Source organism: Shewanella profunda (assembly GCF_023283765.1).
In the GTDB taxonomy this organism is placed as follows: Bacteria; Pseudomonadota; Gammaproteobacteria; order Enterobacterales; family Shewanellaceae; genus Shewanella; species Shewanella profunda.
The window spans coordinates 39,102-65,916 of record NZ_JAKILG010000023.1; the positions used below are offsets into that span (position 1 = coordinate 39,102).

13 protein-coding genes are annotated in these 26,815 nt (G+C 48.4%); 8 read left to right on the top strand and 5 right to left on the bottom strand.

Features of this window, described 5'->3' with window-relative positions:
* The first annotated feature begins 24 nt into the window (after positions 1-24).
* The 6 genes from L2744_RS12310 (at position 25) to L2744_RS12335 (ending at position 15,939) form a co-directional block, all read left to right on the top strand.
* Entirely contained in the window at positions 25-11,085 is an 11,061-nt protein-coding gene (locus L2744_RS12310; RefSeq protein WP_248992177.1) for a putative Ig domain-containing protein, read from the top strand.
* A gap of 236 nt (positions 11,086-11,321) precedes the next feature.
* Positions 11,322-11,873, top strand: a complete 552-nt coding sequence (gene nudE / locus L2744_RS12315) for an ADP compounds hydrolase NudE (RefSeq protein ID WP_248992178.1) — start codon at positions 11,322-11,324, stop codon at positions 11,871-11,873.
* Positions 11,874-11,945: 72 nt separating this feature from the next.
* The gene (cysQ, locus tag L2744_RS12320) at positions 11,946-12,758 is read left to right on the top strand and encodes a 3'(2'),5'-bisphosphate nucleotidase CysQ (protein WP_248992179.1); all 813 of its coding nucleotides are present in this window, start codon (positions 11,946-11,948) and stop codon (positions 12,756-12,758) included.
* Positions 12,759-12,765: 7 nt separating this feature from the next.
* Entirely contained in the window at positions 12,766-13,209 is a 444-nt protein-coding gene (locus L2744_RS12325; RefSeq protein WP_248992180.1) for a GNAT family N-acetyltransferase, read from the top strand.
* 265 nt (positions 13,210-13,474) lie between these two features.
* Complete coding sequence (locus L2744_RS12330) at positions 13,475-14,086, top strand: TetR/AcrR family transcriptional regulator (protein ID WP_248992181.1); 612 nt, start codon at positions 13,475-13,477, stop codon at positions 14,084-14,086.
* Positions 14,077-15,939, top strand: coding sequence for an MFS transporter (locus tag L2744_RS12335; RefSeq protein ID WP_248992182.1), 1,863 nt, complete (start codon positions 14,077-14,079; stop codon positions 15,937-15,939). Before L2744_RS12330 ends, L2744_RS12335 begins: the two co-directional genes overlap by 10 nt.
* Positions 15,940-16,030: 91 nt before the next feature.
* On the opposite strand, the gene mnmH is transcribed toward L2744_RS12335, so the two are convergent.
* From mnmH to L2744_RS12350, 3 genes are all read right to left on the bottom strand, one after another.
* Positions 16,031-17,137, bottom strand: a complete 1,107-nt coding sequence (gene mnmH / locus L2744_RS12340; RefSeq protein WP_248992183.1) for a tRNA 2-selenouridine(34) synthase MnmH — start codon at positions 17,135-17,137, stop codon at positions 16,031-16,033.
* Positions 17,137-18,195, bottom strand: coding sequence for a selenide, water dikinase SelD (gene selD, locus L2744_RS12345; RefSeq protein WP_248992184.1), 1,059 nt, complete (start codon positions 18,193-18,195; stop codon positions 17,137-17,139). The genes mnmH and selD overlap by 1 nt, the downstream gene beginning before the upstream one ends.
* Before the next feature lie 95 nt (positions 18,196-18,290).
* Positions 18,291-19,397, bottom strand: coding sequence for an acyl-CoA desaturase (locus tag L2744_RS12350; RefSeq protein WP_248992185.1), 1,107 nt, complete (start codon positions 19,395-19,397; stop codon positions 18,291-18,293).
* Positions 19,398-19,541: 144 nt separating this feature from the next.
* Between L2744_RS12350 and fabR the strand changes: the two genes are divergently transcribed.
* Positions 19,542-20,156, top strand: coding sequence for an HTH-type transcriptional repressor FabR (gene fabR / locus L2744_RS12355; protein ID WP_248992190.1), 615 nt, complete (start codon positions 19,542-19,544; stop codon positions 20,154-20,156).
* 279 nt (positions 20,157-20,435) lie between these two features.
* A complete protein-coding gene (locus L2744_RS12360; RefSeq protein WP_248992186.1) occupies positions 20,436-21,698 on the top strand; it encodes a tyrosine-type recombinase/integrase in 1,263 nt (420 codons plus the stop codon).
* Positions 21,699-22,050: 352 nt separating this feature from the next.
* On the opposite strand, the gene L2744_RS12365 is transcribed toward L2744_RS12360, so the two are convergent.
* Both L2744_RS12365 and L2744_RS12370 read right to left on the bottom strand, forming a co-directional pair.
* A complete protein-coding gene (locus L2744_RS12365) occupies positions 22,051-22,569 on the bottom strand; it encodes an SMI1/KNR4 family protein (RefSeq protein ID WP_248992187.1) in 519 nt (172 codons plus the stop codon).
* A partial coding sequence (locus L2744_RS12370) for an RHS repeat-associated core domain-containing protein (protein ID WP_283103964.1) occupies positions 22,570-26,815 on the bottom strand: 4,246 nt, incomplete at its 5' end.

A 26,815-nucleotide genomic window follows, 5' to 3' on the forward strand; every position in this document is an offset into this window, starting at 1 on the left:
ACTGTAGCCAAAAGGTCGCATTTTATGGATAAGCACATTTTTAGAAAAGGATTGCCGCTGTTATTTCTAGCTACACCATTACAGGCTGCACCTGTCTTATCGCACCTGTCGGGCCGAAATATGGGGCGCTCGGCGAAAAGCAGTTTCAGTGTATCGCTTGCACAAGGTGAAATTGAGCCAGTTGAAATAACCTCTGATCTTGAAGGTACGCAGAGTTTTGCCGCTTTTACCGACTCGTACCAGCCGGAATTATCTGATGCGACCGCAGTACCTCAGGATGTATTGCGCTTTCTTAGCCAAAATGATTTGCTTCGACCGACCGATGCGATGCCAACCACCTACAGTGGTGATTTGGACAGTGATTTTAATAAAAACTTAAGTGCAGATAATTGCAGCCTTCCTTACACTTGGTATGGCTGTGGTATTAGAAGTATCACCCGAGTGACCCCCGCAACGTCTCCCACTGACGCCGATTCATTGACTTGGAAAATGGTGTTCGATGTGCCAGTGTCAGGGGTCAGTGCAGCAGACTTTTCCATTGGGGGATCGACTGCGACAGTGACCTCAGTCGTGGCAAACAGCACAATAAACTACAACGTCACCGTATCGGGCGGTAATCTCGCCGACGTGAATGGTACTGTGACCATTAACCTCAAGTCATTTGGTCAGTATGACATCAGGATTCTTGGCGTTGACCCCGACGATGACATGATGAAAGTGGGGGTCACCGGAAGCCCCAACAACAACTCCTATCTGATGGTGAATGCTGCCTCCCCGGTTGTGACCGATGGCAATATCAGCATTTCCGGTGCATCGGGTACCGGGGGCGCCTATAAAATTGGCGATACGGTTACCGCAACCTGGAACAATACCGCAGGCGGCGATAATAATGCGGACCTTACGGGCGTTACTGTCGATTTCTCACAATTTGGCGGCGGTGCCGCTGTGGTTGCCAGCGACAGCAGTGGCACCTGGACGGCGACTTATACTATTTCCGCGGGCGGCATCGATGCCGCGAGTCGCAATGTCAGCATCACGGCCACCAATGCGGTCGGCCCCACCACCACGGCCGATACCAGCAATGCCACCGTCGACAACATAGCGCCGACCGTCAGCAATGCCTTCATTGGCATTTCCGGTGCGACCGGAACCGGAGGCGCCTACAAGATTGGCGATACTGTGACCGCCAGCTGGGACAACTCCGCCTTTGGTGACGATAACAGCGATACCATCAGTTCAGCGACTGTCAACTTCTCGCAATTTGGTGGTGGTGCAGCCGTTGCAGCAACTAACAGTAGTGGTACCTGGACTGCAACCTACACGATAGTGGCTGGTGCGATTGACACCACCAACCGGAATATTTCCTTCAGCGCAATCGATAACGCGGGCAATACCACGACAACGGCAGACAGCAGCAACGCGACACTCGATAACGTTGCACCTTTTGTGTCCGATGTTTATATCGGCATTTCCGGCGGCACAGGTACTGCAGGCGCTTATATCGTCGGCGATACAGTGACGGCCAGCTGGGACAATTCTGTCATTGGTGACGATAACAGCGATACTATCAGTGCCGCAACGGTCGACTTCAGCCAGTTTGGTGGGGGGGCCGCTGTGGTAGCAAGCAATAACAGTGGCATCTGGACGGCCACTTATACCTTGGTTGCGGGCGCCATCGATGCCTCCAATCTTAATGTGTCAGTCACTGCGACGGATAACGCAGGCAATACCAGAACTCAGGCCGATAGCAGCAATGCCGTTGTGGATAATGTGGTGCCAGCCGTAACGAGTGTTGGTGTTCCGGCCAATGCGACTTATGAGGAAGGGCAAAACCTCGATTTTACCGTCAATACCAGTGAAGCGATTACAGTCGACACCGGGGGGGGCACGCCACGTATTGCACTGACGATCGGTGCTGACACTGTGTACGCCAGTTACCTTTCCGGCACAGGCAGCAGTGCTGTCATTTTCCGCTATACGGTACAGAGTGGTGATCTCGATACCGATGGGATCGCGGTCGCGGGATCGATAGAAGCCAATGGCGGCACCTTAAAAGAGAGCTCGGGTAATACGCTGAACTCAGTGTTAAATTCGGTCGGCAGTACGACGGCGGTATTAGTGGATGCGGTTCCACCAACTGTGAGTAGTGTCGCTGTCCCCGCAAATGATACTTATGTGGCAGGCGAAACCTTGAGTTTGACGGTTAGCACCACTGAAAATGTGACCGTTAATACGGGTAGTGGTACACCGCGTATCGCCTTGACTATTGGTGTTGCAACGCGTTATGCCACTTATGTGAGTGGCTCTGGAACGACTGAATTAGTCTTTAGTTATACAGTGCAGGCCGGCGATAACGATACCGACGGTATTGCTGTGGCGGCAAGCATAGATGCCAACGGGGGAACCTTGCTTGACAGTGCGAGCAATGGCTTAACTCTCACATTGAATTCGGTTGCTTCAACCGCAGACGTTCTGGTCGATACCGCCGCGCCGACAGTGCAGAGTTTGAATCCCTTAGATGGGGATATTGGGGTGGCAGTCGGTGCCAATTTTGTGCTGACCATGAATGAAGACATTCAACTCGGTACCGGTAATATCGTGATTTATGATGCCGATGATGTGGCTGTAGCGACGATTGATGTGGCTTTACATGCGGGACAATTAAGTATTGCTGGTGGCATGCTGACCATTAACCCGACCGCTAATTTGGTAGAAAATACCAGTTATTACATACAAATCGCTAATAGTGCTATTACAGACTTGGTGGGTAACGCTTATGCGGGCATAAGTAATACCACGGATTGGAACTTTACCGTTGCAGATGTCACACCGCCTGTTGTTACTGGGATTGTTGTGACCGGCTCGCCCGCGGCGAATGCGGCCAGCCTAGTATTTACTGTGAGTTTTGATGAGGTGGCCAGCGGCCTATCTATCGATGATTTTGTCCTCACGACAACGGGGTCGGCGAGTGGGAATATTGCCAGCGTTTCCGCCGTATCCGGGTCGAGTGTCGATGTGACTGTGAATACTGTGACGGGTACTGGCAGCCTGAGACTCGATGTGCAAGCGAGTACGAATATCCAAGATGCTGCAGGTAACGGTGATGGAACTAATGGCTATACCGCGGCTTATACGAGTGGTGCAAGCCATATCGTCGATCGCGATGCGCCTTTAGCGCCTTCGGGACTCGATCTTGCTACGGCTTCCGATTCGGGGATCAGTAGCACAGATGATTTAACCAATGATACCACTCCTACCCTCACAGGCAGCGCCGAGGCCAACAGCACAGTGACCTTGACCAGTAGTTTGGATGGTGGGTTGGGAACAACTACAGCCGATGGCGCGGGGGATTGGTCGTTTACTACGTCGCTGTTAACCAGTAATTCAGTGCATAATATTACGGCCACCGCGACCGATGCCGCTGGCAATAGTAGCGTAGCGTCGGCGGCGCTTGTGCTCAGTCTCGATACACAAATCCCCACAATAACCAGCTCAGCTCCCGCTGGTGGTGCCGCGGCCGCGGATACCAATGTGGTATTCAACCTTGCTTTCAGTGAAGCGGTGAATAATCTGGCTGCGGATGATTTTGCTCTGGGGAGTACGGGTACTGCATCTGGCACTATCTCGAGTGTTTCCGTCAGTTCAGGATCCAGCGTTGCCGTAAGCGTTAATGGTATTTCGGGTACGGGTAGCTTGACAGTAGGCCACGCAGCGAGTGATGTTATCGATGATGCGGGTAATGCACTCGGGGCCTATAGTGCTGGTACTGCACACTCTGTCGATACTGATGCGCCAACTATTTCGGGTGTCAGTTTTGATCAGGCATCCGTGACTGAGGTCAATCAAAGTGTGATTAGCCTGACCTTAGCAGGTGCAGAGGTGGGTACCACCGCAAATTACAGCATTACCAGCAGCGCTGGCACGCCTGTCACAGGATCTATTGCGGTCGCGAGTGCGTCACAACAGATCGTCAATATAGACGTGAGTGGCTTGGCGGATGGCACTCTGACCGTGAGCCTCACCTTGACCGATGCGGCGGGCAATGTTTCTAGCCCAGCCGTGACCGATACCATATCGAAAGATGCCGCAGTGCCTACAGTGGATGTCGTCGCCGTTAGCGATGGGCATTATGGTGTCGGCAGTACTATCGATATAACTGTCACCTTGACCGAGGATGTGACTGTTTCTGGCACGCTTTCTACGCTGTCGATCGATATCGATGGTGTGGCTCGTCAGGCTGTATTTGTGTCTGCGGCGAGTGGTGTGCTGACCTATAGATATACAGTTCAAGCGGGTGACAATACGGGGGCGAGTGGGTTAATTGTCGATGCTAATGGCATAGTGCTAAATGGCGATACCATGCGGGATGCGGGCAGCAACGATGCCGATTTAAGCTACAGCCTGTGGAGCAGTGTCGATGTGATTGTCGATACGACGGCTCCCGTTGATCCTATAGTGACGACACCTTCAAGCGCTATGAGCACCAATCAGGTAACGACATTGGTCAGCGGTACGCACGCTGAAGATGGGGTGACAATCAGCCTCTATGCCGACGTGAACAATGACGGTGTTGCCGATAGCGCGACTGTGTTGGATGACACTATTGTGGTGGCGGGCGCTTGGACCCTGAGTGCTTCATTATCGACCGACAGTGACAATAATTTTGTCGTGGTTGCAAGCGATGCTGCGAGTAACGTTTCAGCCCCTCAGAATGTCCCCACTATTACTCAAGACGCCACAGCACCTGTCGCACCTTCTGCACCTGATCTCGATGCAGCAAGCGATTCAGGTGTGAGTTCAACGGATAACATCACCAAGAATACGACTCTGGTACTGACGGGCACTGCAGAGGCCGGCGCCAGCGTTGTCCTTAGCAGCCATCTTGATGGAGTGCTTGGCACTGTTAACGCAGATGGGGGTGGTGACTGGAGTGTCAGTGCGACGAACGTGAGTGCTGGAACCCATAGCATCACAGCCGTTGCTACTGATATTGCAGGAAATAGCAGTATCGCATCGAGCGCCTTATCTGTGACCCTTGATACGATCGCACCCACTTCTTCTGCCATTGATAATCAAAGCATTCAACCTGGTGAGAGCTCATCGGCACTCGCATTTACCATTGCCGATGATGTCACCGCTGCGGCAGATATCCTAGTGACGCCGGCTAGTTCAGATACTTCGGCGGTTCCACTTGCGGATGTTGTGCTGGCAGGAAGCGATGCTAATAGAAGTGTGACTGTGACTGCGTTGGGATCGGGTACGAGTACCATCACCTTGACGCTCGAAGATGATGCGGGCAATACCAGCACTCGGACCTTCGATGTTGTGGTGAATAGTGCGCCCACTATTTTGGGGACACCTGCGAACAGCGTGGCTCAAGGAGCACTCTATAGCTTCGTACCTAGCGCCGCTGATGCGGACGGTAATAGCTTAATCTTTGATATTACGAATCGACCTTCATGGGCGAGCTTTAATACAGCGACGGGAGCGTTGAGCGGTACGCCGAGCAATGCAGATGTCGGTGTCACTACCGCAATAGTGATCAGGGTCAGTGATGGCACGCTCAGTGCGAGCCTGCCAGCCTTCGATCTCACCGTCACGAACGTCAACGATACACCGACGATTACTTCGACAGCGGTGACGGCGGCGACCCAAGATGTGGCTTATAGCTACACCTTGACCGCCACCGACGCCGATGTGGGCGATGTGTTAACCCTGAACGCCGTGACCCTACCGAGTTGGTTAAGCTTCAATGCCACCACTGGGTTACTCAGTGGTACGCCGAGTAATGCCGATGTCGGCGTCCACCCAGTGACCCTACGGGTCACAGACAGCGATGGCCTTAGCGCTGAGCAAAGCTTTAGTATCACAGTGACCAACGTCAACGATGCGCCCATCATCAGTTCGATGGCCATCACCAGCGCGACCCAAGATGTGGCTTACAGTTACACCTTAGTCGCCAGCGATGCGGACACGGCTGATGTGGTAACCCTGAGCGCAGTGATTAAACCCAGCTGGCTGAGCTTCAACGCTGCATCTGGGGTGTTAAGTGGTACGCCAAGCAATGCCGATGTCGGCGTCCACCCAGTGACCTTGCGGGTGACCGACAGCGATGGCCTGACCGCCGAGCAAAGCTTTAGCATTACGGTGACCAACGTCAACGATGCACCTATCATCAGCTCGATGGCCATCACCAGCGCAACCCAAGATGTGGCCTACAGTTACACCTTGACCGCTAGCGATGCGGATACGGGTGATGTATTAACCCTGAGCGCAGTGACTAAACCCAGCTGGTTAAGCTTCAATGTCACCACTGGGTTACTCAGTGGCACGCCAAGCAATGCCGATGTCGGCAGTCATGCAGTGACACTACGGGCGACCGACAGCGATGGCCTAACCGCCGAGCAAAGCTTTAGCATCACAGTGACTAACGTCAACGATGCACCCATCATCAGCTCGATGGCTATCACTAGCGCAACCCAAGATGTGGCGTACAGTTACACTTTAGTGGCCAGCGATGCGGACACGGCTGATGTGGTAACCCTGAGCGCAGTGATTAAACCCAGCTGGCTGAGCTTCAACGCTGCATCTGGGGTGTTAAGTGGTACGCCAAGTAATGCCGATGTCGGCGTCCACCCAGTGACTTTGCGCGTCACCGACAGCGATGGCCTAACCGCCGAGCAAAGCTTTAGCATTACGGTGACCAACGTCAATGATGCGCCCATCATCAGTTCGATGGCTATCACCAGCGCGACCCAAGATGTGGCGTACAGTTACACTTTAGTCGCCAGCGATGCGGACACGGCTGATGTGTTAACCCTGAGTGCAGTGACTAAACCGAGCTGGTTAAGCTTCAATGCCACATCCGGCATCTTAAGCGGCACGCCAAGCAATGCCGATGTCGGCGCACACCCTGTGACACTACGGGTCACCGACAGCGATGGCCTTAGCGCCGAGCAAAGCTTTAGCATCACAGTGACTAACGTTAACGATGCACCCATCATCAGCTCGATGGCCATCACCAGCGCAACCCAAGATGTGGCCTACAGCTACACCTTCGTCGCCAGCGATGCGGACACGGGTGATGTGTTAACCCTGAGTGCAGTGACTAAACCAAGCTGGTTAAGCTTCAATGCCACCACAGGGTTACTCAGTGGCACGCCGAGTAATGCCGATGTGGGCAGTCATGCAGTGACCCTGCGGGTGACCGACAGCGATGGCCTAACCGCCGAGCAAAACTTTAGCATTACGGTGACCAACGTCAACGATGCACCTATCATCAGCTCGATGGCCATCACCAGCGCAACCCAAGATGTGGCCTACAGCTACACCTTAGTCGCCAGCGATGCGGATACGGCTGATGTATTAACCCTGAGCGCAGTGACTAAACCCAGCTGGTTAAGCTTCAATGTCACCACTGGGTTACTCAGCGGCACGCCGAGCAATGCCGATGTCGGCAGTCATGCAGTGACCCTGCGGGCGACCGACAGCGATGGCCTAACCGCCGAGCAAAGCTTTAGCATTACGGTGACCAACGTCAACGACGCGCCCATCATCAGTTCGATGGCCATCACCAGCGCGACCCAAGATGTGGCCTACAGCTACACCTTAGTCGCCAACGATGCGGACACGGCTGATGTATTAACTCTGAGTGCCATCACTAAACCCAGCTGGTTAAGCTTCGATGCGACCACAGGTTTACTCAGTGGCACGCCGAGTAATGCCGATGTGGGCAGTCATGCAGTGACCCTGCGGGTGACCGACAGCGATGGCCTAACCGCCGAGCAAAGCTTTAGCATTACGGTGACCAACGTCAACGATGCGCCTGTTGCGATAAGTTCAACCGTGACGCTGGAGGAAGATAGCTCGGTGATGATCACGCTCATGGGCGAGGATGTGGATAATGATCCTCTTACCTTCGAAGTCGTCAGCCTGCCAGAGTCCGGCACTTTAGAGCAGCATGGGACAGTGTGGTTATACACCCCGGAGAAGGACTTCAACGGCACAGATCAACTCAGTTTCATTGCTAAAGATGCTGAGCTGAGCTCTGAGCCTGCGACTATCACCATTAATGTCACCCCCGTTAATGATGATCCCCAAGCCGTTGATGATACCTATACGCTCACGAGCACGGTAAACGATATCTATACTCTGGCGGTGCTCGAGAACGATACCGATGTGGATGGCGATACCTTAACGATTGACGGTGCAGCGGCGGATATCGGTAGTGTGCAAATCACCAACGATGGGCTGACGTTTACTGCGCCGCAAGCTTACGTTGGACCCGTGGCGCTGCGTTATACCATCACTGATGGTAATAAGGGGCGTGCAACCGCCAAAGTCAATGTGCTTATTGATGGCGCCGAGACGGATAACCAACCCGTCATCACCTTACCCGACGATGTTGAGGTGAATGCCACCGGCCTATTCACCCGAGTCAAACTCGGGTTTGCGAAAGCGGTCGATCGCAACGGTAATGCATTGCCGGTTTCTTTAGTGAACCAGAGTTTGTTTTTTGCGCCTGGTAACTCCTTGGCTTACTGGCAAGCCGTCGATAGTGAGGGTAATAAAGCGATTAAGGCCCAGAAAGTCAAAGTGCATCCCTTAATCTCGTTAAGCAAAGATCAGGTTGTGGCTGAGGGTAATGACGTCATCGTCACTGTTCACCTTAACGGTGTGGCGCCTGATTATCCCCTCTCAATCCCGTTCACCGTTTCAGGCACTGCCAACAACAGTGATCATGATTTAGTGAGCGGTGTGGTGGCGGTGAGTTCCGGTCAAGAGGCACAGATCCACTTCCGAACACTAGACGATAGTGACATTGAAGGGAATGAAGAGGTATTAATCAGTCTCGATCCTAGTTTGAATGTGGGCAGCAAAAATCAGACACAAGTCCTGATTACGGAAGCGAATATCGCGCCTAAGGTGAGTTTAGCGGTGACTCAGGCGGGTGAACATCAACTTATCGTCGCTCAGAATGGGGGTGACGTGCGTATTGATGCCCATATCAGTGATGCCAATATGCAGGACAGTTTAACCTCGGTCTGGGAAAGTGGGGTACTGAACTTGCAATCTGACCATCAGGGCATGTTCTTCTCACCTGCTGCGGTATTGCCGGGGATTTATCCTGTGAGTTTGACCGTCACTGATGATGGCATTCCCGCACTCTCTAGCGCGGAACAAGTCTATATTGTGGTACGTCCAACCTTGCCGGTACTCACCGGAGCTGACACCGATGGGGACTTAATCCCAGATGATCAAGAAGGTTTTAGTGATGCAGACCGTGATGGCATTCCTGATTATTTAGACGCCATTAGCGATTGTAATGTGATCCCTGAATCTGAGTTACAACCGGTGTATTTCTTGGCAGAAGGGCAAGCCGGCGTGTGTTTACGTCTGGGTAATATTGCACTTACAGAGGGGCTAAGTGGTGTGCAATTGCAACCCAATCAAGTGCCTGAAGACAGTACAGCGGCAAATATAGGCGGTATTTTTGACTTTATTGCCACAGGGTTGCCACAACAAGGACAGAGTTACAGCCTAGTGTTACCACAACGCTCACCTATACCAGCTAATGCGGTATACCGTAAGTATCAAGTACAAAACGGTTGGAAGGATTTTGTGATTGATGAGCGTAACAGTGTTGCCAGCAGTGAAGGTGAGCGAGGTTTCTGCCCACCCCCCGGAGACAATAGTTGGACTTCAGGATTAGCCGAAGGCCATTGGTGTGTGCAGCTGACGATAGAGGATGGTGGGCCAAACGACGATGATGGTGTTGCTAACCGCACGATTGTCGATCCGGGAGGGGTGGCAGTGGTGCTTAATGGCAACCATTTACCCGTTGCTAATCCTGACTCCGCCTCACTTTCTTGGAACCAGAGTATTGATGTCGATGTGCTTGCAAACGATACCGATAGCGATGGTGATGCTCTGACGGTCACGCAGGTGGTCAGTGAGTTTGGTACCGTGGTTATCTTAGCTAATCAGCATGTGAGTTATACCGCAGCGACTGATTTTGTCGGAACAGATGTGCTTATCTATAGCATTACCGATGGTAAGGGTGGCACCGCAAGCAGTGAGCTGACAGTGACAGTGAACGGCAATGTGGCGCCGATTGCAGTAGATGACACGGCAACCACCGATGACCGAACAAGCGTATTACTCGATGTATTAAGTAACGATAGCGATGCGGATGGCAATAGCCTGAGCTTAGTCAGTGCGACAGCACAGCAAGGCGCGGTTTCAGTGGAGTCGAACAAGCTGCGTTATGTTCCTAAAACAGGATTTGATGGAGTCGATACCGTGAGCTATCGGATTAGTGATGGGGTTGGAGGCGAGGCAACGGGGCAAGTATTCATCACCGTTAAAGCTTATCAGGATGTGGTTATTGATAATAAATCGGGTGGAGGCAGTCTGTCTGTTGGGGCATTAATATTGCTGCTGGGAGGAGGTTTTATGCGCCGCAGAGCATGGCATAAATTGATTATGGGGGCGCTGTTGCTTGCGGGTGTGTTCAACCAAGCCAATGCTGCTAACGATGGATATTGGTATGTTGAAGGATTTATCGGGCAAGCTCAGGTCGATAACGGCAGGCGAGATTTACAACCACAGGCGGGTACGGGCGCAGTGACTTCAGTTGATGACACAGATACGGCGTTTGGTGTGAGTGTCGGTTATCAATGGACCCCCGTTGTGGCAATGGAGCTCGGTTATGCCGACTTTGGCAATGGGAGCGCGCGGATTGAAGGGGCCAGTTTAACCCCCGAGCAATATCACCAGCAGGTAAAAGCCGTGACGCCGGTATTGGCCGATGGTGTCATGTTGGGACTGCGTTTGATGTTGTTGCAGCATGATGGCTGGCGTTTTGACGTGCCCCTAGGGTTGTTTCGTTGGCAAGCCGATATCAGCAGCACTATGGGCAACTCGCGTTTAAGTACTGAACTTGATGGTACAGATTGGTATACAGGTATACGCTTTAGTTATCAATTTAGTGCGTCATGGTCTGTAGGTTTGGGGTATCAATATGTGGATATTGAGCCAAATGACTTCTTAAGTTACCAGCTCAATCTGCGTTACCAGTTTTAAGGTTGAACCAGATTACAAAGGGGCTTAGCCCCTTTTTGCTATCTAAAATTTGTTACATGTTGAGCATATATTGAAGGCGTTCACTTAAGGCTGCGCTCGGTTTGTGATGTGGATCGCAAAGAATTTGCGATTTGTCTTTAGGCGTTCTAATAAATTCAGGTTGTAGATTAAAGACAGGATAGTAAGATTGTCACTTATCTTAATTTGTTTATCGCTATTTTTATCCAGAGGCAGTTATGTCGCAGCGGCAGAAAAAGCCGGAAATATTGCATACCGAAGTTGTCGCGAGAAGCCGATTATTTCAAATTGAACAAGTGCATCTTAAGTTCTCTAATGGTGTCGAGCGCCAATATGAGCGTATGAAAGGCGGTAGTCGTGGCGCTGTGATGATAGTACCTATTCATCAAGGACAAATGCTACTGGCGCGCGAATATGCTGCAGGAACCGATAATTACGAGCTAGGCTTTCCTAAGGGGCTTATCGACCCAGGTGAATCACCGCTCGAAGCTGCTAATCGTGAATTACAAGAAGAAATTGGCTATGGCGCGAATAAACTTACGCTATTGAAAGAACTTAGCCTCGCGCCGGGTTATTTTTCCAGTAAGATGCAAATTTTTATTGCAGAAGATCTGTATGAGAGTCGCCTTGAAGGTGATGAACCTGAGCCTATTGATGTAGTACCTTGGGCGCTCGCCGATTGGGAAGCGTTGCTCGATAATATTGATTTTTCAGAATCTCGTAGCGTGAGCGCGTTGTTTTTAGCGCAAAAATATTTACAACTTAAATAATCTTTTTCCTTTTAAGCGTTCAGGGGTTTGAGCGCTTGCAAAACATTCGCGAAGTTTGCGATTGGAGTTGTTATGAAGCCAGAAGAGTGGATCGACGAGGTTATAGCGATTGCGACCGATGCGGGGATAACTATCCGTGATATTTATCTTAAAGGTAATTTTGAGCGAGAAATCAAATCCGACAATACCCCCGTCACTTCTGCAGATTTAGCGGCGAACAAGATCATTTGTGATCGATTAACCGCCCTAACGCCGGATATTCCTGTTTTATCTGAAGAAGCGGCCGATATTCCTCTGAGCGTACGTGAATCTTGGAAGCGCTATTGGCTAGTCGATCCTTTAGATGGAACGGGGGAGTTTATTGCCGGCAGTGGTGATTTCTCTGTAATCATAGCGTTGGTGGAGCACAATCGCCCCGTTATGGGGGTAGTTTATGTGCCTATGACGCAAGTGTGTTATTACGCAATTGCGGGTTTAGGGGCTTATAAACGCACTGATAAACAAGAAGTTCGCATCAGTAGTCGACAAATTCAGCACCGTGAAAATGTATCGCTACGATTAGCCGTGAGCCGCCGCCAAGATCCCCAATCCGTATTGACATTGTTTAATCACCCTAAATATTGTGAGCTAGTGGTGATGGGCGGAGCAGCGTTGAAGAGTTGTCTTGTCGCCGAAGGTCGAGCCGATTGCTATGTCCGTGTCGGTCCAACGGGCGAGTGGGATACGGGAGCGGCGCAGATAATTGTTGAAGAAGCAGGTGGTCAACTGATGGATACCGAGCTACAACCTTTGACCTACAATGAGCGCGAGACCTTAGAAAATCCAAACTTTATCGTTGTGGGGGCTCCTAATTTAGAATGGGATAAAATTTTAATAGGTGAATGATCCACAAATGCTGTCTATACGTCCGGTGTTAAAGTCAGAATTATTCGCAGTTTATCAGCTCGAACAAGCCATTTTTGGTGATCACTGCTATCCCGATTTTTTCTTCCGTCAGGGTTTTGATTGCTGGCCTGAGCAATTTTTAGTTGCCGTAGATGAAGAGAATCAAGTGCAAGGTTATTTGCTCAGTGCCCAGAGTAGTGATCCTTTATGTATGTGGATTTTATCTGTGGCTGTGAGTGAAAGTACTCGAGGCAAAGGTTTAGGCAGGCGATTGATACAAAAGTGTTTAGCCGAGTTGCCAGTGTCTGTTGAGCGGGTGTGTTTAACCGTTGAACCGAGTAATCCTGCCCATGGCTTATATCAGCATTTAGGTTTCATTGATTCAGCTTTTGAGGCCGATTATTTTGGTGCTGGCGCAGATAGAGTTGTGATGAGCTATCGCAAGCCTTAAACCTCACTCTCATTATTTGAATCAAAATAGTAGACGGCGTGCCCATAGCGCGCGCTGTTTATTTATGCTGGTTATAGATGTCTTTTCTAACAAAACCCGTTTCGCTTGCCCATTTAAGCTGGTCTAAGTGCCCGCCTTTATTCATCATCTTCAATGATATTCTTCGTAACTCCCCCATTTCTGTACATAAAACAAACTTATTTTGAACGTTGTTTTTTATTTTCCCTGCTGTTAGTCTCTTGCTATACAACAGGGAGTGAGATCTATGGCCAGACGAAAAGAACACAGCCATGATGAAATCCGCGCTATGGCAATACAAGGGGCAACAGAGTTACTGACAGAGCAAGGTATCGTAGGGCTCAGCTTACGCAAAGTCGCCAGCCAAATTGGCTATGTCCCCAGTACTTTGATTAATATTTTCGGCAGTTATAACTATTTGCTGTTGGCAGTTTCAGAGTCAACGCTTCGGGCTTTGCAGGAACGATTAGCGGATGTTTGCGCTGTCGATAGTTTACGTAAAATCATTGTAATGGCGTGGGAGTATAATCAATTTGCCCATGAGCAGCGCCAGGCTTTCAAGCTGGTTTTTGAGTTGCAATTACTCGATTCTGAGCCGCTGCCTGAATCTCAAGGGCAATTGATTGCGGGATTATTCGCACTAATTGAACGTGAGTTGGCACAGTTATTCCCCGATTTTACAGCGAAGCAACATTTAAGCATGAGCCGCGTATTATGGGGTGGGATCCATGGGCTGACATCTCTGTCACTCGATAATAAGCTATTTGCTGAGTCGTTATCACTGCGGGATTTACTCGAGAGTCATGTGTTGGCTTATCTAAAGGGAATGGGTTATCAGAAGGAGCTATCATGCTGCTAACAAAACGTTTTTTACCTTATTTTGCGACTCAGTGTCTTGGCGCTCTGAACGACAATATCTATAAAAATGTACTACTGCTGTTAGTGACGTTTAGCCAAGTTAAGGATTTACCCGTCAGCGTCGACATGTTTGTGAACTTGGCGGCTGGGGTGTTCATTTTGCCGTTTTTCCTTTTTTCGGCCCATGCGGGCGTGGTTGCCGATAATATGGATAAGGCCAAACTTATCCGCCGATTAAAATTGTTCGAAGTCATCATTATGTTTAGTGCCGCTATCGCTATCATAAGCGAGAACTATATGATGATGTTATTACTGCTATTTTTAACAGGAAGTCAGTCAGCTTACTTTGGTCCAGTTAAATATTCCTTATTACCCCAAGCCTTAAAAGAGGATGAGTTAGTGACGGGTAATGCATGGGTAGAGATGGGGACTTTTCTCTCAATTCTTGTGGGAACCTTGAGCGCGGGACTCCTTGTTTCAGATGAAAATGCAACACTCTGGTCGGCCATTACCGTTGCAGTGCTAGCGCTGGCGGGATATCTGTCGAGCCGAGCTATTCCTGCATTACCGCCGCAGGGGACAATACAAAAGATTCAATTTCGACCTCTTTCTGGCACATGGCGCAGCATTAAAAAAGCCCGCCAAACGCCTTCAATCTGGATGGCAATTCTTGCTATTAGTTGGTTCTGGTTTTTAGGCGCAACCTATCTCACCCAATTTCCTAACTTTGCTAAATTACATTTGCACTCAGGGGCGACGGTTGTTTCGCTATTATTGGGCATGTTCTCCATCGGTATTGCTGTTGGTTCCTTTGTCTGCGAGCGCTTTTCATTTGGTCATGTAGAGTTGGGTTTACTACCATTTGGTGTGTTGGGATTAACTGTGTTTGGTGTGGACTTGCTTTGGGCTATCCCTCCTTCCCCCGTCGATGCTAGCGTTGTTTATGGATTTAAAACCTTTATCGCTCAGTCGCAGCATTATCGGGTGATGCTAGATTTCTTTATGATTGGTGTCAGTGGTGGCCTGTTTATCGTGCCTCTGTATGCTTTTATTCAATCCCGTTCAGCCAAGGGAGAATGTGCTCAGGCCATTGCTGCGAACAACATTATGAACGCGTTGTTTATGGTGGCTTCGGCGCTGTTATCTATGTTGTTGCTCGGCGTTGCGGGTTGGACTATTCCGCAGCTATTTTTGTTATTGGCTGTGATGAATTCTGTGGTCGCGCTTTATGTTTACTCACAGGTCCCGGAATTTACTCAGCGATTTATCAGCTACTTACTCAGTCATGTGATGTATCGGGTGACTGTGACTGGTCGCGATAAAATTCCAAAAGAAGGTGCAGGCATTATTGTCTGTAATCATGTGAGTTATGTGGATGCATTAATCATTATGGGGGCATCTACGCGACCAATTCGCTTTGTGATGGATAAATCTATCAGCGAGATCCCAGTGCTTAAGTATCTGTTTAGGCATGCTGGCGTGATCCCTATCTGTTCACCTCGGCACAATGAAGCCACCTATAACCAAGCTTTTGAATCTATCCATGCCGCACTTGCCAATGGCGAGTTAGTGTGTATTTTCCCAGAGGGGAGGTTAACGCCCGACGGTGAACTTGGTGATTTTCGTCCCGGAATCGATAAAATCTTAGCCAGAGATCCTGTACCTGTTATTCCTATGGCCCTCAAAGGATTATGGGGATCTTACTTCAGCCACAAGGGCGGGCATGCATTAACTAAAATGCCAAAGCGCTTTTGGTCAAAAGTGTCTGTGGATTTAACGGATCCAGTCAATGGAACACATTCAAATAAGGATTCTTTGAGAGTCCAAGTGGTGAGTTTACTGCAGAAGTCTTAAATCGCACTCGCATTATGAAATAAAGTGAAGCGGTAACCGCGAACCTAGCGTGCGCGGTTATCTTATTTATGATAGTTATTTGCAAAAGCTTTTATTGGTTATGATAGCTGTCCAGCCATTCATGCATTGCTTGATGTGAGCCCTTAAAGAGGATCCGATCGGACTTTTTCTGTAATTGGTATTGGTACATAGGATCGTAATACTTGTGCAATAACAGGTTTATCCAGACTAAGTGCAGCGAAGTGTCATTCTGGTTGATTTGTTGATCGAGGGCTTGTTGCATCACATCTTGCAGTTCTTGATGTTGCTTCCCGCCTAAACGTTTTCTAATACTTACCAAACTTTGCAATAGATATTCGCTGAATGCCACAAAACCTGCTTCTGGGCCTAAGCGTTCACAAAATCCGCGATACATTTTATGCACATATTCATTGCGCAAGCGTTCGAGCCTCGCATCGTCAGTCTCTTCTAGCACTAAGACATTAGCGGCTTGCATGGCGCTATAAAATGTCTGCGGTAGCGCTGAACGCCCAATCAGAAAACTCTCATCTTCGAGGAGTAAGCAGGCTGCGCCACTCGTTTTATGCTGTAGTAAGGCAATAGCGAGTTGATTTTCAAAGTTAATCTGTGTCGGCTGTGGGTCGATATTCTTGCCAAAGCTAGAGCCTCTGTGATTGGCTATCCCTTCAAGATCGACTGCTTCTTTACGTTGTAAGAGGAAATCTGTTTTACCGCAGCCCGTCATTCCGCTCAAACTCACTAGCGGCTGCTGAGTGGGTGCCACTTCAATCACACCAATTAAATATTGACGCATGGCTTTATAGCCGCCCTGAATATAAGGGACTTCGATACCCGCTTCTTTGAGCCACTGTTGGGTGAGTTGCGAGCGCAATCCACCACGAAAGCAATAAAGGTAGGCATTGGGGTTGGCTTTAAAATAGTTTACCCAAGCCTCGATTCTCTGTTGCTTGATCGGGCCATTCACCAGTGAATGGCCTAATTCAATCGCGGCTTGCTGACCAAATTGCTTATAGCAGGTGCCGACCCTTTCCCTTTCACTATCGAACATCAAGGGCAAATTAGTCGAGTTGGGAAAAGCGCCACGGGTGAACTCTATGGGGGCTCGCACATCCATGATCGGATGTTGATTGAGGAAAATTTCCCGATAATGCTCAGTAGGAACGATAGCACTTGGCATTAGCACAACACCACACTAGCCTGAGTCGTTGGCGTTTCAAGCGACCCAATACAGATAGGCGCTATTTGATTCGCATTGAGTAGGGCGATTAATTCGGCTTCGGCTGCGGCCGAGACGGCAACTAATAAACCACCACTGGTTTGCGGATCACAAAGAATAGCTTTTTGATGCTCGCTGAGTTCGGGTAAATGCTCGCCATAACTGTCGTAATTACGAAGAGTACCGCCAGGGACACAACCTAAGGTCAGATAATCTAAGGCGCGGGGTAGCAAAGGAACGGCATTAAATTTAAGTTTTGCCGTGAGGTTCGCACCTTGGCACATTTCGAGTAAGTGTCCAGCTAGCCCAAAGCCGGTGACATCAGTCAGGGCGTTTACGCCATTAATTTTAGCGATTGCAGAGCCTATAGTATTGAGTTGACACATGGCATTGACGGCAATTTGGCTGTCTTCATCTTTGAGTTTTTTCTGTTTTTGCGCCGTGGTTAAAATGCCAATCCCAATAGGTTTAGTGAGATATAAACGATCGCCAGCTTTAGCAGTATCATTCTGCTTTAAATCAGTTAAAGCAATCTGCCCCGTTACCGCTAAGCCAAAAATCGGTTCTGGAGCATCGATACTGTGACCACCTGCTAACATAATACCCGCTTCCATACAGGCTTGGCGTCCACCATCCACAACTTGCTGGGCTATTTCGGCGGGGAGCTTATTGATCGGCCAACCTAAAATCGCAATTGCCATGATAGGTGTACCGCCCATGGCATAAATATCACTGATTGCGTTGGTTGCCGCTATGCGGCCAAAGGTGAAGGGATCATCGACAATCGGCATAAAAAAATCGGTAGTGCTAATGATACCGATATCGTCATTGAGTTTATAAACGGCGGCATCGTCGCGGCTTTGGTTACCAACCAGTAAATTGGGATCAGTAAACACAGGTAGTTGTGAGGCAAGGATAGTGCTCAGTACTTTAGGGGAAATTTTACAGCCGCAACCAGCACCGTGGCTATATTCTGTGAGTTTGATATTTTCAGTGGGGGAGAGTGTGCTAACTGACATGAGCTCAACATCCTGTAAAAGTAATTGAGGCATCATCATAATCAGATACGGCCACCATGCAAGGTGGCCGTTTAACTTTAGTGCGAAATTGTGGCTTAGCTATAACTTGAAGTGAGGCTTCGCCAATTCTTTTGTTGTACTAAGAAACGCGCCTTTAGTTCTTCAACTTGTTGCAGTAGCTGTTGATCAACTAATTGCTTGCGCTTAGCTTCTAACAGGGCTTTTTTTGCTTGATAGTAATCCAGTAAATGCAGCTTTAATAATTCGTATTCAGCTTGGATTTTTTCAATAATTTCATCGGCATTGGGCAGGTGATTTACCTTCCGCTTGGTGCGCAATAACTGCATCTGTAAGCGTGCGCTCTCGATGCGCTCCTGTGGACTAGTGCGTAAATCTTTAGCTAATCCCAACCAAGATAATGATTTAATCAACCATTTGGTTGGGTCGTAATGCCACCATTTGATGCCATTGCGATAGTCATTTTCAAAAATGTGATGAAAATTATGATAACCCTCTCCGTAGGTTAACATGGCGAGAAAGCCATTATCTCGCGCGGTATTTTTATCCGTATAGGGCTGGCTTCCCCATATATGAGCGAGTGAATTAATAAAGAAAGTGCAGTGATGCACCACTACTAAACGCAGTAAACCGGCCATCAACAACATGGAAATTATGTCACCATTGAGCCAGCCTAAAAATGCGGGTAGGCCAATGTTCATCAGCAATACTAGTGCTAAATAATGTTTGTGTTGCCACATAACGATACGGTCATTTTGCAGATCACGCACATTTTGATAATCGTGATAGCGTTGCGACTGATACTCACGCAGCATCCAACCTATATGACTGTACCAGAATCCCATTTTGGCTGAGTACGGGTCCTTTTCGTTATCATCTACATGCTTGTGGTGGACTCTGTGATCAGACGCCCAGTGTAATGCACTGTTTTGTAATGCTAAAGCGCCACCAAGGGCATACATAAAACGTACTGCCGGATGGGCTTTGTAGGCCTTGTGTGACCAGAGTCTGTGATAACCCGCGGTAATTGAAAGACCACTGGCAAAAGCTAGGACAATAAAAGCGATCCATTCACTGGCACCATAGCCGTGAACAATACCGTGCCATGGAACTAAGATCACCGCACTGAGGAAAGTAACAGCAAACAAGCTGACATTAAGCCAGAGGATAGGGGGTTTTTTCATTATAGGTTTCCAAAATCTGCTTTTGAGCGTACATCTGTAAGCTAATTTAACTTAGCTATATTGTTTGGTCAAGGACGATGGGGCTGTGTTTAATCTTCAAAAGCGGTATTATTGCGTTATTACATTCAGTTAGCGGGTTTAAGAATGGGTATTCGAGCGCAACAAAAAGAGAAAACTCGCCGGGCATTAGTCGATGCGGCTTTTAACCAGTTAAGTGCCGAGCGCAGTTTCTCAAGCCTGAGTTTGCGAGAGGTTGCTCGAGAAGCTAATATCGCGCCAACATCCTTCTATCGCCACTTTAAGGATATGAATGAATTAGGCCTTACTATGGTAGACGAGGGCGGGTTAACGTTAAGGCAAATGATGCGTAAAGGGCGTCAGCGAGCCGAGGCTGGTGGCAGCGTTATCCGTATTTCCGTTGATACTTTTATGGAAGTGCTTGATTCTAATCCAAACGTATTTCGTATTTTGTTACACGAGCGTTCAGGCACATCGGCGGCTTTTCGTGCCGCCGTTGCCCGTGAGATTGAACATTTTATCTCAGAACTAGCGCATTACACTGAGGCTACTGCGGGTCGTACTCCTATGTTGGCAAGAGCGCAGGCCGAAGCATTAGTCACCTTAGTATTTAATGCGGGCGCATCGGCACTCGATATGAAACGTGCAGACCGTAAAATACTGGCCGACCAACTTGTGATGCAATTGCGTATGGTCGCCAAAGGGGCTGAAGCATTACAACACAAGGTAGAGCATCGTTAGTTTGATATTTGTGAAAAACAAAAGGAGCCTCGGGCTCCTTTTGCTTTTATCGGTTCGAGGTTAATGGTTAACGACGTTCCAGCAAAACACCTGTTTCCATATGATCGGTGTAAAAGATTTTCAATCTACTGGTGCCCATGTAAGTCCATCGTTATTGTATATAAATTTGATTTTATATGATTTTATTTTTATTGTTGTCCATGAGTATCTCTGGGGATACAATAAAAACTCACCCGTCGCCGTACCCCCAGCCGTACCCAGAATTGTTGAGGTTTACTCATGACCACAAAGCGAATTAGCAGCAATGCCACATTACAAGCATTGAGTCCGCAAGATAAAGAGTACCTAATCCCAGATAAAAAAATTGAGGGGCTCAACATTCGCGTCCGCCCAACTGGCACTATGACTTGGGTATTTCGATTTCAAGTTGGTAAGAAGCACGAAAAAATCTCAATGGGCCGATACGACAAGTTAAGACCCGAAACCGGGATGACATTAGAGCAGGCAAGAAAAGAGGCCGGGCGTTTCCGTAGTTGGCTAGAAAATAACAAAAATCCTAAGCAAGAATTGTTAAGAGAGCATCGTGAGCAAGAGGAAGCGAAAACATTTGATAATGCTTTTGTGAGTTTTGATGAGAAGCAGCTATCAAAGCAATTGCGGGGTTCTCAGGCAAGAGCCATCTATGTACGCGACATAAAGCCGTATCTTGGCAACATTAAATTAGCTGATTTGAGAATGAATGATCTCAATAAAGTGTTTGACGCTAAGGTGGATAAAAATGGTCGGAGGATGGCTGGCGCTATAGGGGTGTGTCACAAGATCATCAATCAGGTTATCAAGCATGCCTTAGCGTTGAATATGATCGATACACATCCTGCTCCGCTATTGAGGGCGAGAGATGTGGGTGGTGGGACGAAAATCACAAGGCGAAATCTAAGTTTCTCCGAGCTGAAAATATTGCTAACAAGTTTGCCTTCTTGGCGAACGGATGCTGGCAATATTCGACTATTAAATTTCTTACTTGGGTGTGGACAAAGGATCAGTGCGGTACTTGAAATGCGCTGGAGTGAAATTGATTTTGATAAGCAGCTTTGGCTGCTGCCTGCGAGTTCCGAAGATCGGCACACGAAGAGCCAAGACAGTCGCCAAGTGCCACTAAGCGACTACCTTGTTAAACAGCTGCTAGAGCAACGTGAGAGTGTCCCTAGTCATTGGAAATTGGTATGGCCTCAAGTTGGCTTAGATAAAATACAAGAGCCCTCTGCGATTCGCTCTCATATCAAACGTAACCTGCCGTCAAATCTTGAACATTTCTCGCCTCATGACTTGCGCCGTACTTTTATCAGTCGATGCAGTGAAATGGGACTAGACATAGTGGCAATTGAAAAGACGGTTGGTCATCAGCTTCCAGGGATGCTGCGAGTCTATAATCACCACGATTATTTGGAGGAGCAATTATCAGTTTTGCAAGCTTGGGGTGAGAAGCTCGAAACACTAATTATTGAAAATGTGGTGCCTTTATCACCGCCGAAACTTGCCTAAATCACTAACTAAAGGGTAGGGGATTTATAACCAGCATAACTTCGAAGAGAGACAACGCTAACAGCAGCTTGATCACTCCACTGCAGTAGAAGTGAAACAGCAGAAGTGATCAATTGCACCAGTGCCGCCAAGTGGCGGCGCTGCACCCAATCACTCACACGGCTGTTAGAGACTGAACTATTCTACTGGTAACGACTGCCCAGGCTGCTGGTCGAATTACCCATTTTCAGACAAGAAAAAGCCCCAAGCAAGTGGGGCGGATTGACAAAAGTGTTGTACCTGTCCTATCTCTTTATTGACCTTGCTAAACCCGAGGTGACCACATATGTAAATTTTTCTCGCTCTTCTGTCTTTAGCGCATCAGTTCCCAATATTTGTCACCCTGTTGGGAATACAACTCTAGTAAAAAGCTCTCTAGATCTATTGCAGCGGTATCCCATTCTTCGCGCTGATCGATTGCAGATACGATCATAACCGAACCAAAATCACTACTATGAGGATTGCATCGTAATAACAATAGATCTGAATCGCCTACAAACTCACCTATTATTAGGTCACCTTCAAGAGCATCCCTGCTCCTTTTATCCAAGTAAAACCTTGTGGCGCGATCTAATTCATCCAAACAATAAATCTCTAACCCCCACTGACCATATTCATCATCCTTAAACAGGACTGCGCCGTCAGTAGCTTTATAAAATTCTATAGCCTCTGGCGGCAAGCTAATCGCCAAAGTTGATAGCTTTTGCTCATTAGCACCATTATTGAATGAGCAACGAAGCTTGAAGGGAATTTCAGCTGCTCGATGAACAGCTGACTTTGGAACACTCCAGTGACTGTTCATTTTATCTAATACTTCTTTTACCTTAAACACTTACATATCCCTCCAGAATGAATTGAACTCCTGCTGATGCGTTTGGCGCTGTATTGGAGCTAAGTTCCAGAAATTATTTGATCCACCAAACTCCCTTGGCTTAATGTGATGAATATCATACTCAGACCATCCCCCTCGTGGTGTTGTATACCCTTTTTCATACCACTCTTTGATGAATGCGCCTCTTTCTTGCGCTCCCCAAGAGACACGATCTGCTTTAGAAACAAGCTGAAGATTTCCTGTCGGAAAAGGTATTGATCGCCCAGTTCTCAAATCTGGCACATCAGGGTAATATTTCCCAGCTTTGTTTAGAAAATTAAAATATCCCCCTTGTGTAACTAAAACATCTGCACCCCTAAAGGCTGTCTTTGGATCTCTGACAACAAGTCCCAATGCCATCATGGCCCAGGGTGAATCCTTTTCTCCCTGTGACGCTGCGGCCGTTGAAGGAGCAGGGAAAGGTGACTCATAGTCACCAAAATAATCACTTGCAGACCCTAAACCAGCGGAAGGATTCAGTGAATTATTGTACCAGGCTGATCCCAGTGAACCATTCAGCGCTCCATACATAAGTCCTGATAAATAGGTGGAATTATCTTTATTATCCCCATTTGGAGCAAATTGTTTGGCCAAATTAGCCAAACCTCCTGCATCATGGATTGCACCTGCTAACTCTTTGACAATACTAGTTTGCTGTGGTGTCGCGCCATTTACCCTTGCACTCGCCCCTGCACTGGTTACAGCCATTGCCTTAGCCGCACCAACTTGAGCTTTAGACAAACTCCCTGCATCAAATGCAACTGAGCATCCCGCAGCATCATTATCCTTGATATGAGTCCCAGTTGAACAATACCCCGTTGGATCCGTTCCCGCCAACGGGTTATTCATGATGTACGAGTAAGGATTGACGCTCTGGGTCGATGTCGGGCTCTGGATGAACGGGTCCACCGACATAAATCGGCCAAGGTTATAGTCATAAATCCGCCCGTTCATATGAATAAGCTGTTGTTCATTCAAGTGCTCATGGTCGGTAAAACCACGGCGGTTTTTGTTGGTCACCACTAAATCTTGCAGCTGGGATAACAGGGTATTCTTATTCTGAATATCCAGCTTATGATTATATCCAAGGTCCGTTGTGCGCCCAAAAGGGTCAAAATAACGCTGGCTGACAATATTACCGTTTTGGTCTGCCATGGTCGTCGCGCTGCCCAGCCTATCTCGCAAAGTGAACTGCAGTAAATGGCTGCGCTGTGGAGTGTAACTCAACACTGCAATGTCATCGAGGTAGGCACGCCAGCTGCCATCATTATCGATTTCATAATACTTATCGACATAATAGGTAGTGGTTGTGCTGCCTGACACTGTGCGACTTTGCTTGGCCCGCATACTATCGCTGCCATACACAAAAGTCGTTAGGCTGTTATTGTTCGGCCCCCTCCCTGAAATAGTCAGCGGCTTATCCATGGCATTATAGGTCATGGTTAAACCGTCACCCACACGCAGGTTTCCACGTTTATCATATTGAAAGTTAACTGTTGAGCCATTGAGCTTATTCAGCTGGCATACCGCATTAGGGCCTGCATTACTGTTAGCTGCGCATCCAGCATTACCTCCATAGCGATAGGCATTAGTGGCATTAGCACTGTAATCGGTCTTCTTTAGGAAGTTCCCTACTTTGTCATAGGCATAATTGACCGTGGCGGTGAAGTTCGGATTGGTATTATTAAACTGGTATTCTTCCAACCGATTCAAGCTGTCATAACGATAACTTTTGACTAGCCCTGTGACACCATTACGCTCACTGGTGAGGTTCATAAAGTCATCGTAACCGTCATAGTAATGACCGTGAATCAGGCCTAATGGCCCATCCACTTCCACACTCGACATTGTGCCTTCACTGTAATAAACCCGTGATTCAGACATCACTCTGTTGGCTAAGTTAGCGCCGGTAATATGTCCAGCCTCATCCATAGCCGTGATTTGACGATACAAATAGCCTGAGGCAGCGTTGCTTGTCTGCTCAAGGTAGCCGTAATCGTTATAACCATATTTAAGAGTCAAACCATTAGGGTATTCCAATGCCTTAGGACGACCATAAAAGCCATCGTACTGATGTTTAACTGTACGACTCACGCCATCAACGGCAATCGTGGTTTGCGCCAGTTGCAGTGCCGCCGTATAGCTATAGTTGCGGGTAACGCCATTTTCAGTTTCAGAGGTCAGCATGCCTTGTTTGAGGGTATCCCAAACAAAGGTAGTGGTGCCCTGGGCGCTGCCGCCTGTAGTGGTTTTGCTAGTGATACGACCCAGCACATCAAGCACATAAGTTTGCACCACACCGTTGGCATCGGTTTGTTTATCAAGCTCACCTAAGGTGTTATACCCAAAGACTGTGGTACCTTGGTTAGGGTCTATTACCTGCGTTTTATGTCCAAAACCGTTGTAGGTGGCGTTGATGTCCTTGCCTGTGACTGCATAGTTGGCATCTCGAATAACTAAAGGCCGACCCGCGCCATCATAGGCAAAACGGTTAGTGCCATCTTGCGCATCCACGGTTTCATATAACCAGCCTTGACTACCATAGGTGCGCGACATACTGCGACCGCCGACGGTAATGTCTGTGGTGAGGCCATTATATTCGTAAGTCGACACAAGGCCGCCGGACTGACCGTTAGGTATGCTGCGATATTTGGGTCTATCTAGCGCATCAAAATCGCTGAACTCGGTATAGTCTGCCGCCGTGCCATTGCCATAGGGCGTTGACTCTCGAATTAAGCGCCCGAGCGCATCATAATGTTTATCCTGATACTGATAGCCGCCATCGAAGCCCTGAGTTGCAGTGCGCAGTAATCGACCTTGGCCGTCAAAATATTGCTCCGTTTCGGGGATACCTGCACCACTGGTGCGGGTCATTACCACTGGGATGTTGTCATTGTCCTGGGGCGGATTGTTACCCTCATTGGCCAGTAAATAGCGCAAATAGCGGCTTGGACTGCCCGTCTGTTTGACCTGCACCGGACGACCGATACCGTCGTACTCTGTCTGGGTGACGATATTGTTGGGCGCTATCACTTTGGTGGGGAGTCCTAGCCCCATATCGTATTCGGTTGTGGTGATATGCCCCTTGGCATTGGTAACCTTGTAAGGCAGATAGCCATCGTCAGCCTGAGTTGTGCCATTTTTCGTGTAGGTAAAGCTGGATTGTCTTGCGGCCATGGCGCTACACGTACTGCTTTGCCCTGTTGTTTTGGTCCACAGTGGCAGACCGTAACTGTTTAGTCCGGTTTCTTCGACGCGATTGCAACTGCTATTACTGGCGGTATAAGTCACCTTAGTGGGTAACTTATGATTGCTATCCCACGTATTGACCGTTTGCAATTGCCACTGCGATTTATCTGTCGTGCCGACGGGGTCATCTCCCCAGTTGCGCTGCGCAGTATTGTGGCTCGTCTTTATCCAGTTAAACTTATTGAGCCACCAATTATTAACATCGGCCACATAACCAGTTTCCGTCACGCTGGTATAGGTATTCGCCTGACCCTTTATGTAATCGGTAACTTTTTGAGTTTGCTTTTTAATATTGCCCGATGCATCAACATCACTGGCATTCACTTGCACTTCTTGTGTTGATAAAGCAGTGCCTTGCACGTCCCAGCTTTGTTGTAGCGAACGGGTTTGAATATTGTGGAATACTTTATTAATCGAGTGCTGCGGGTTATCCACCCAGGTATTGTTGACTTGGTTAACGGTAATAGACCCCACGCTGACCGTTTGCGCTGTCAGCAAGCCCACCTCTGGAAACTTCTGTTTGAAGGTGCTGTGTACCGTCGTATCCCGCTGCATATCCTTTTCCCAGATGTGATTAAATCCGGTAAAGCCACGTCCCTGCAGGTTATACATCGCGCCTTTGTAGGCATATTGGGTTTCATTTTCGCCATTCTGACCGTTGCTTTGCTTAAAAGACTGCACTACGTACATACTGGAGGCAAAATGCACATAGCCGGTTCCCACCTCATCGAAATCTGTACTGTAGAGCTTAGCTTGGTCTGCACTGCCTTCTCCTGTTGACAGTGGACGGTAACGCCATTCGCTACTGTTACCAAAGCCATCCGTCACTGATTGTAGGTAATCAACTGAATTATAATCAGCGTATGAATTCCCCGTTCCGGAACCATAGTTACGTATAATATAACCGCCATAATGAGTGCCATAGGGAGCAGGACTGGTATTGGGGAAATACGCTACA

What these genes read in the sequence shown, in the direction of transcription:
- L2744_RS12310 (WP_248992177.1), top strand. Translation starts at nt 25, where the DNA reads ATGGATAAGCACATTTTTAGAAAAGGATTGCCGCTGTTATTTCTAGCT.
- nudE (WP_248992178.1), top strand. Translation starts at nt 11,322, where the DNA reads ATGTCGCAGCGGCAGAAAAAGCCGGAAATATTGCATACCGAAGTTGTC.
- cysQ (WP_248992179.1), top strand. Translation starts at nt 11,946, where the DNA reads ATGAAGCCAGAAGAGTGGATCGACGAGGTTATAGCGATTGCGACCGAT.
- L2744_RS12325 (WP_248992180.1), top strand. Translation starts at nt 12,766, where the DNA reads ATGCTGTCTATACGTCCGGTGTTAAAGTCAGAATTATTCGCAGTTTAT.
- L2744_RS12330 (WP_248992181.1), top strand. Translation starts at nt 13,475, where the DNA reads ATGGCCAGACGAAAAGAACACAGCCATGATGAAATCCGCGCTATGGCA.
- L2744_RS12335 (WP_248992182.1), top strand. Translation starts at nt 14,077, where the DNA reads ATGCTGCTAACAAAACGTTTTTTACCTTATTTTGCGACTCAGTGTCTT.
- mnmH (WP_248992183.1), bottom strand. Translation starts at nt 17,137, where the DNA reads ATGCCAAGTGCTATCGTTCCTACTGAGCATTATCGGGAAATTTTCCTC.
- selD (WP_248992184.1), bottom strand. Translation starts at nt 18,195, where the DNA reads ATGTCAGTTAGCACACTCTCCCCCACTGAAAATATCAAACTCACAGAA.
- L2744_RS12350 (WP_248992185.1), bottom strand. Translation starts at nt 19,397, where the DNA reads ATGAAAAAACCCCCTATCCTCTGGCTTAATGTCAGCTTGTTTGCTGTT.
- fabR (WP_248992190.1), top strand. Translation starts at nt 19,542, where the DNA reads ATGGGTATTCGAGCGCAACAAAAAGAGAAAACTCGCCGGGCATTAGTC.
- L2744_RS12360 (WP_248992186.1), top strand. Translation starts at nt 20,436, where the DNA reads ATGACCACAAAGCGAATTAGCAGCAATGCCACATTACAAGCATTGAGT.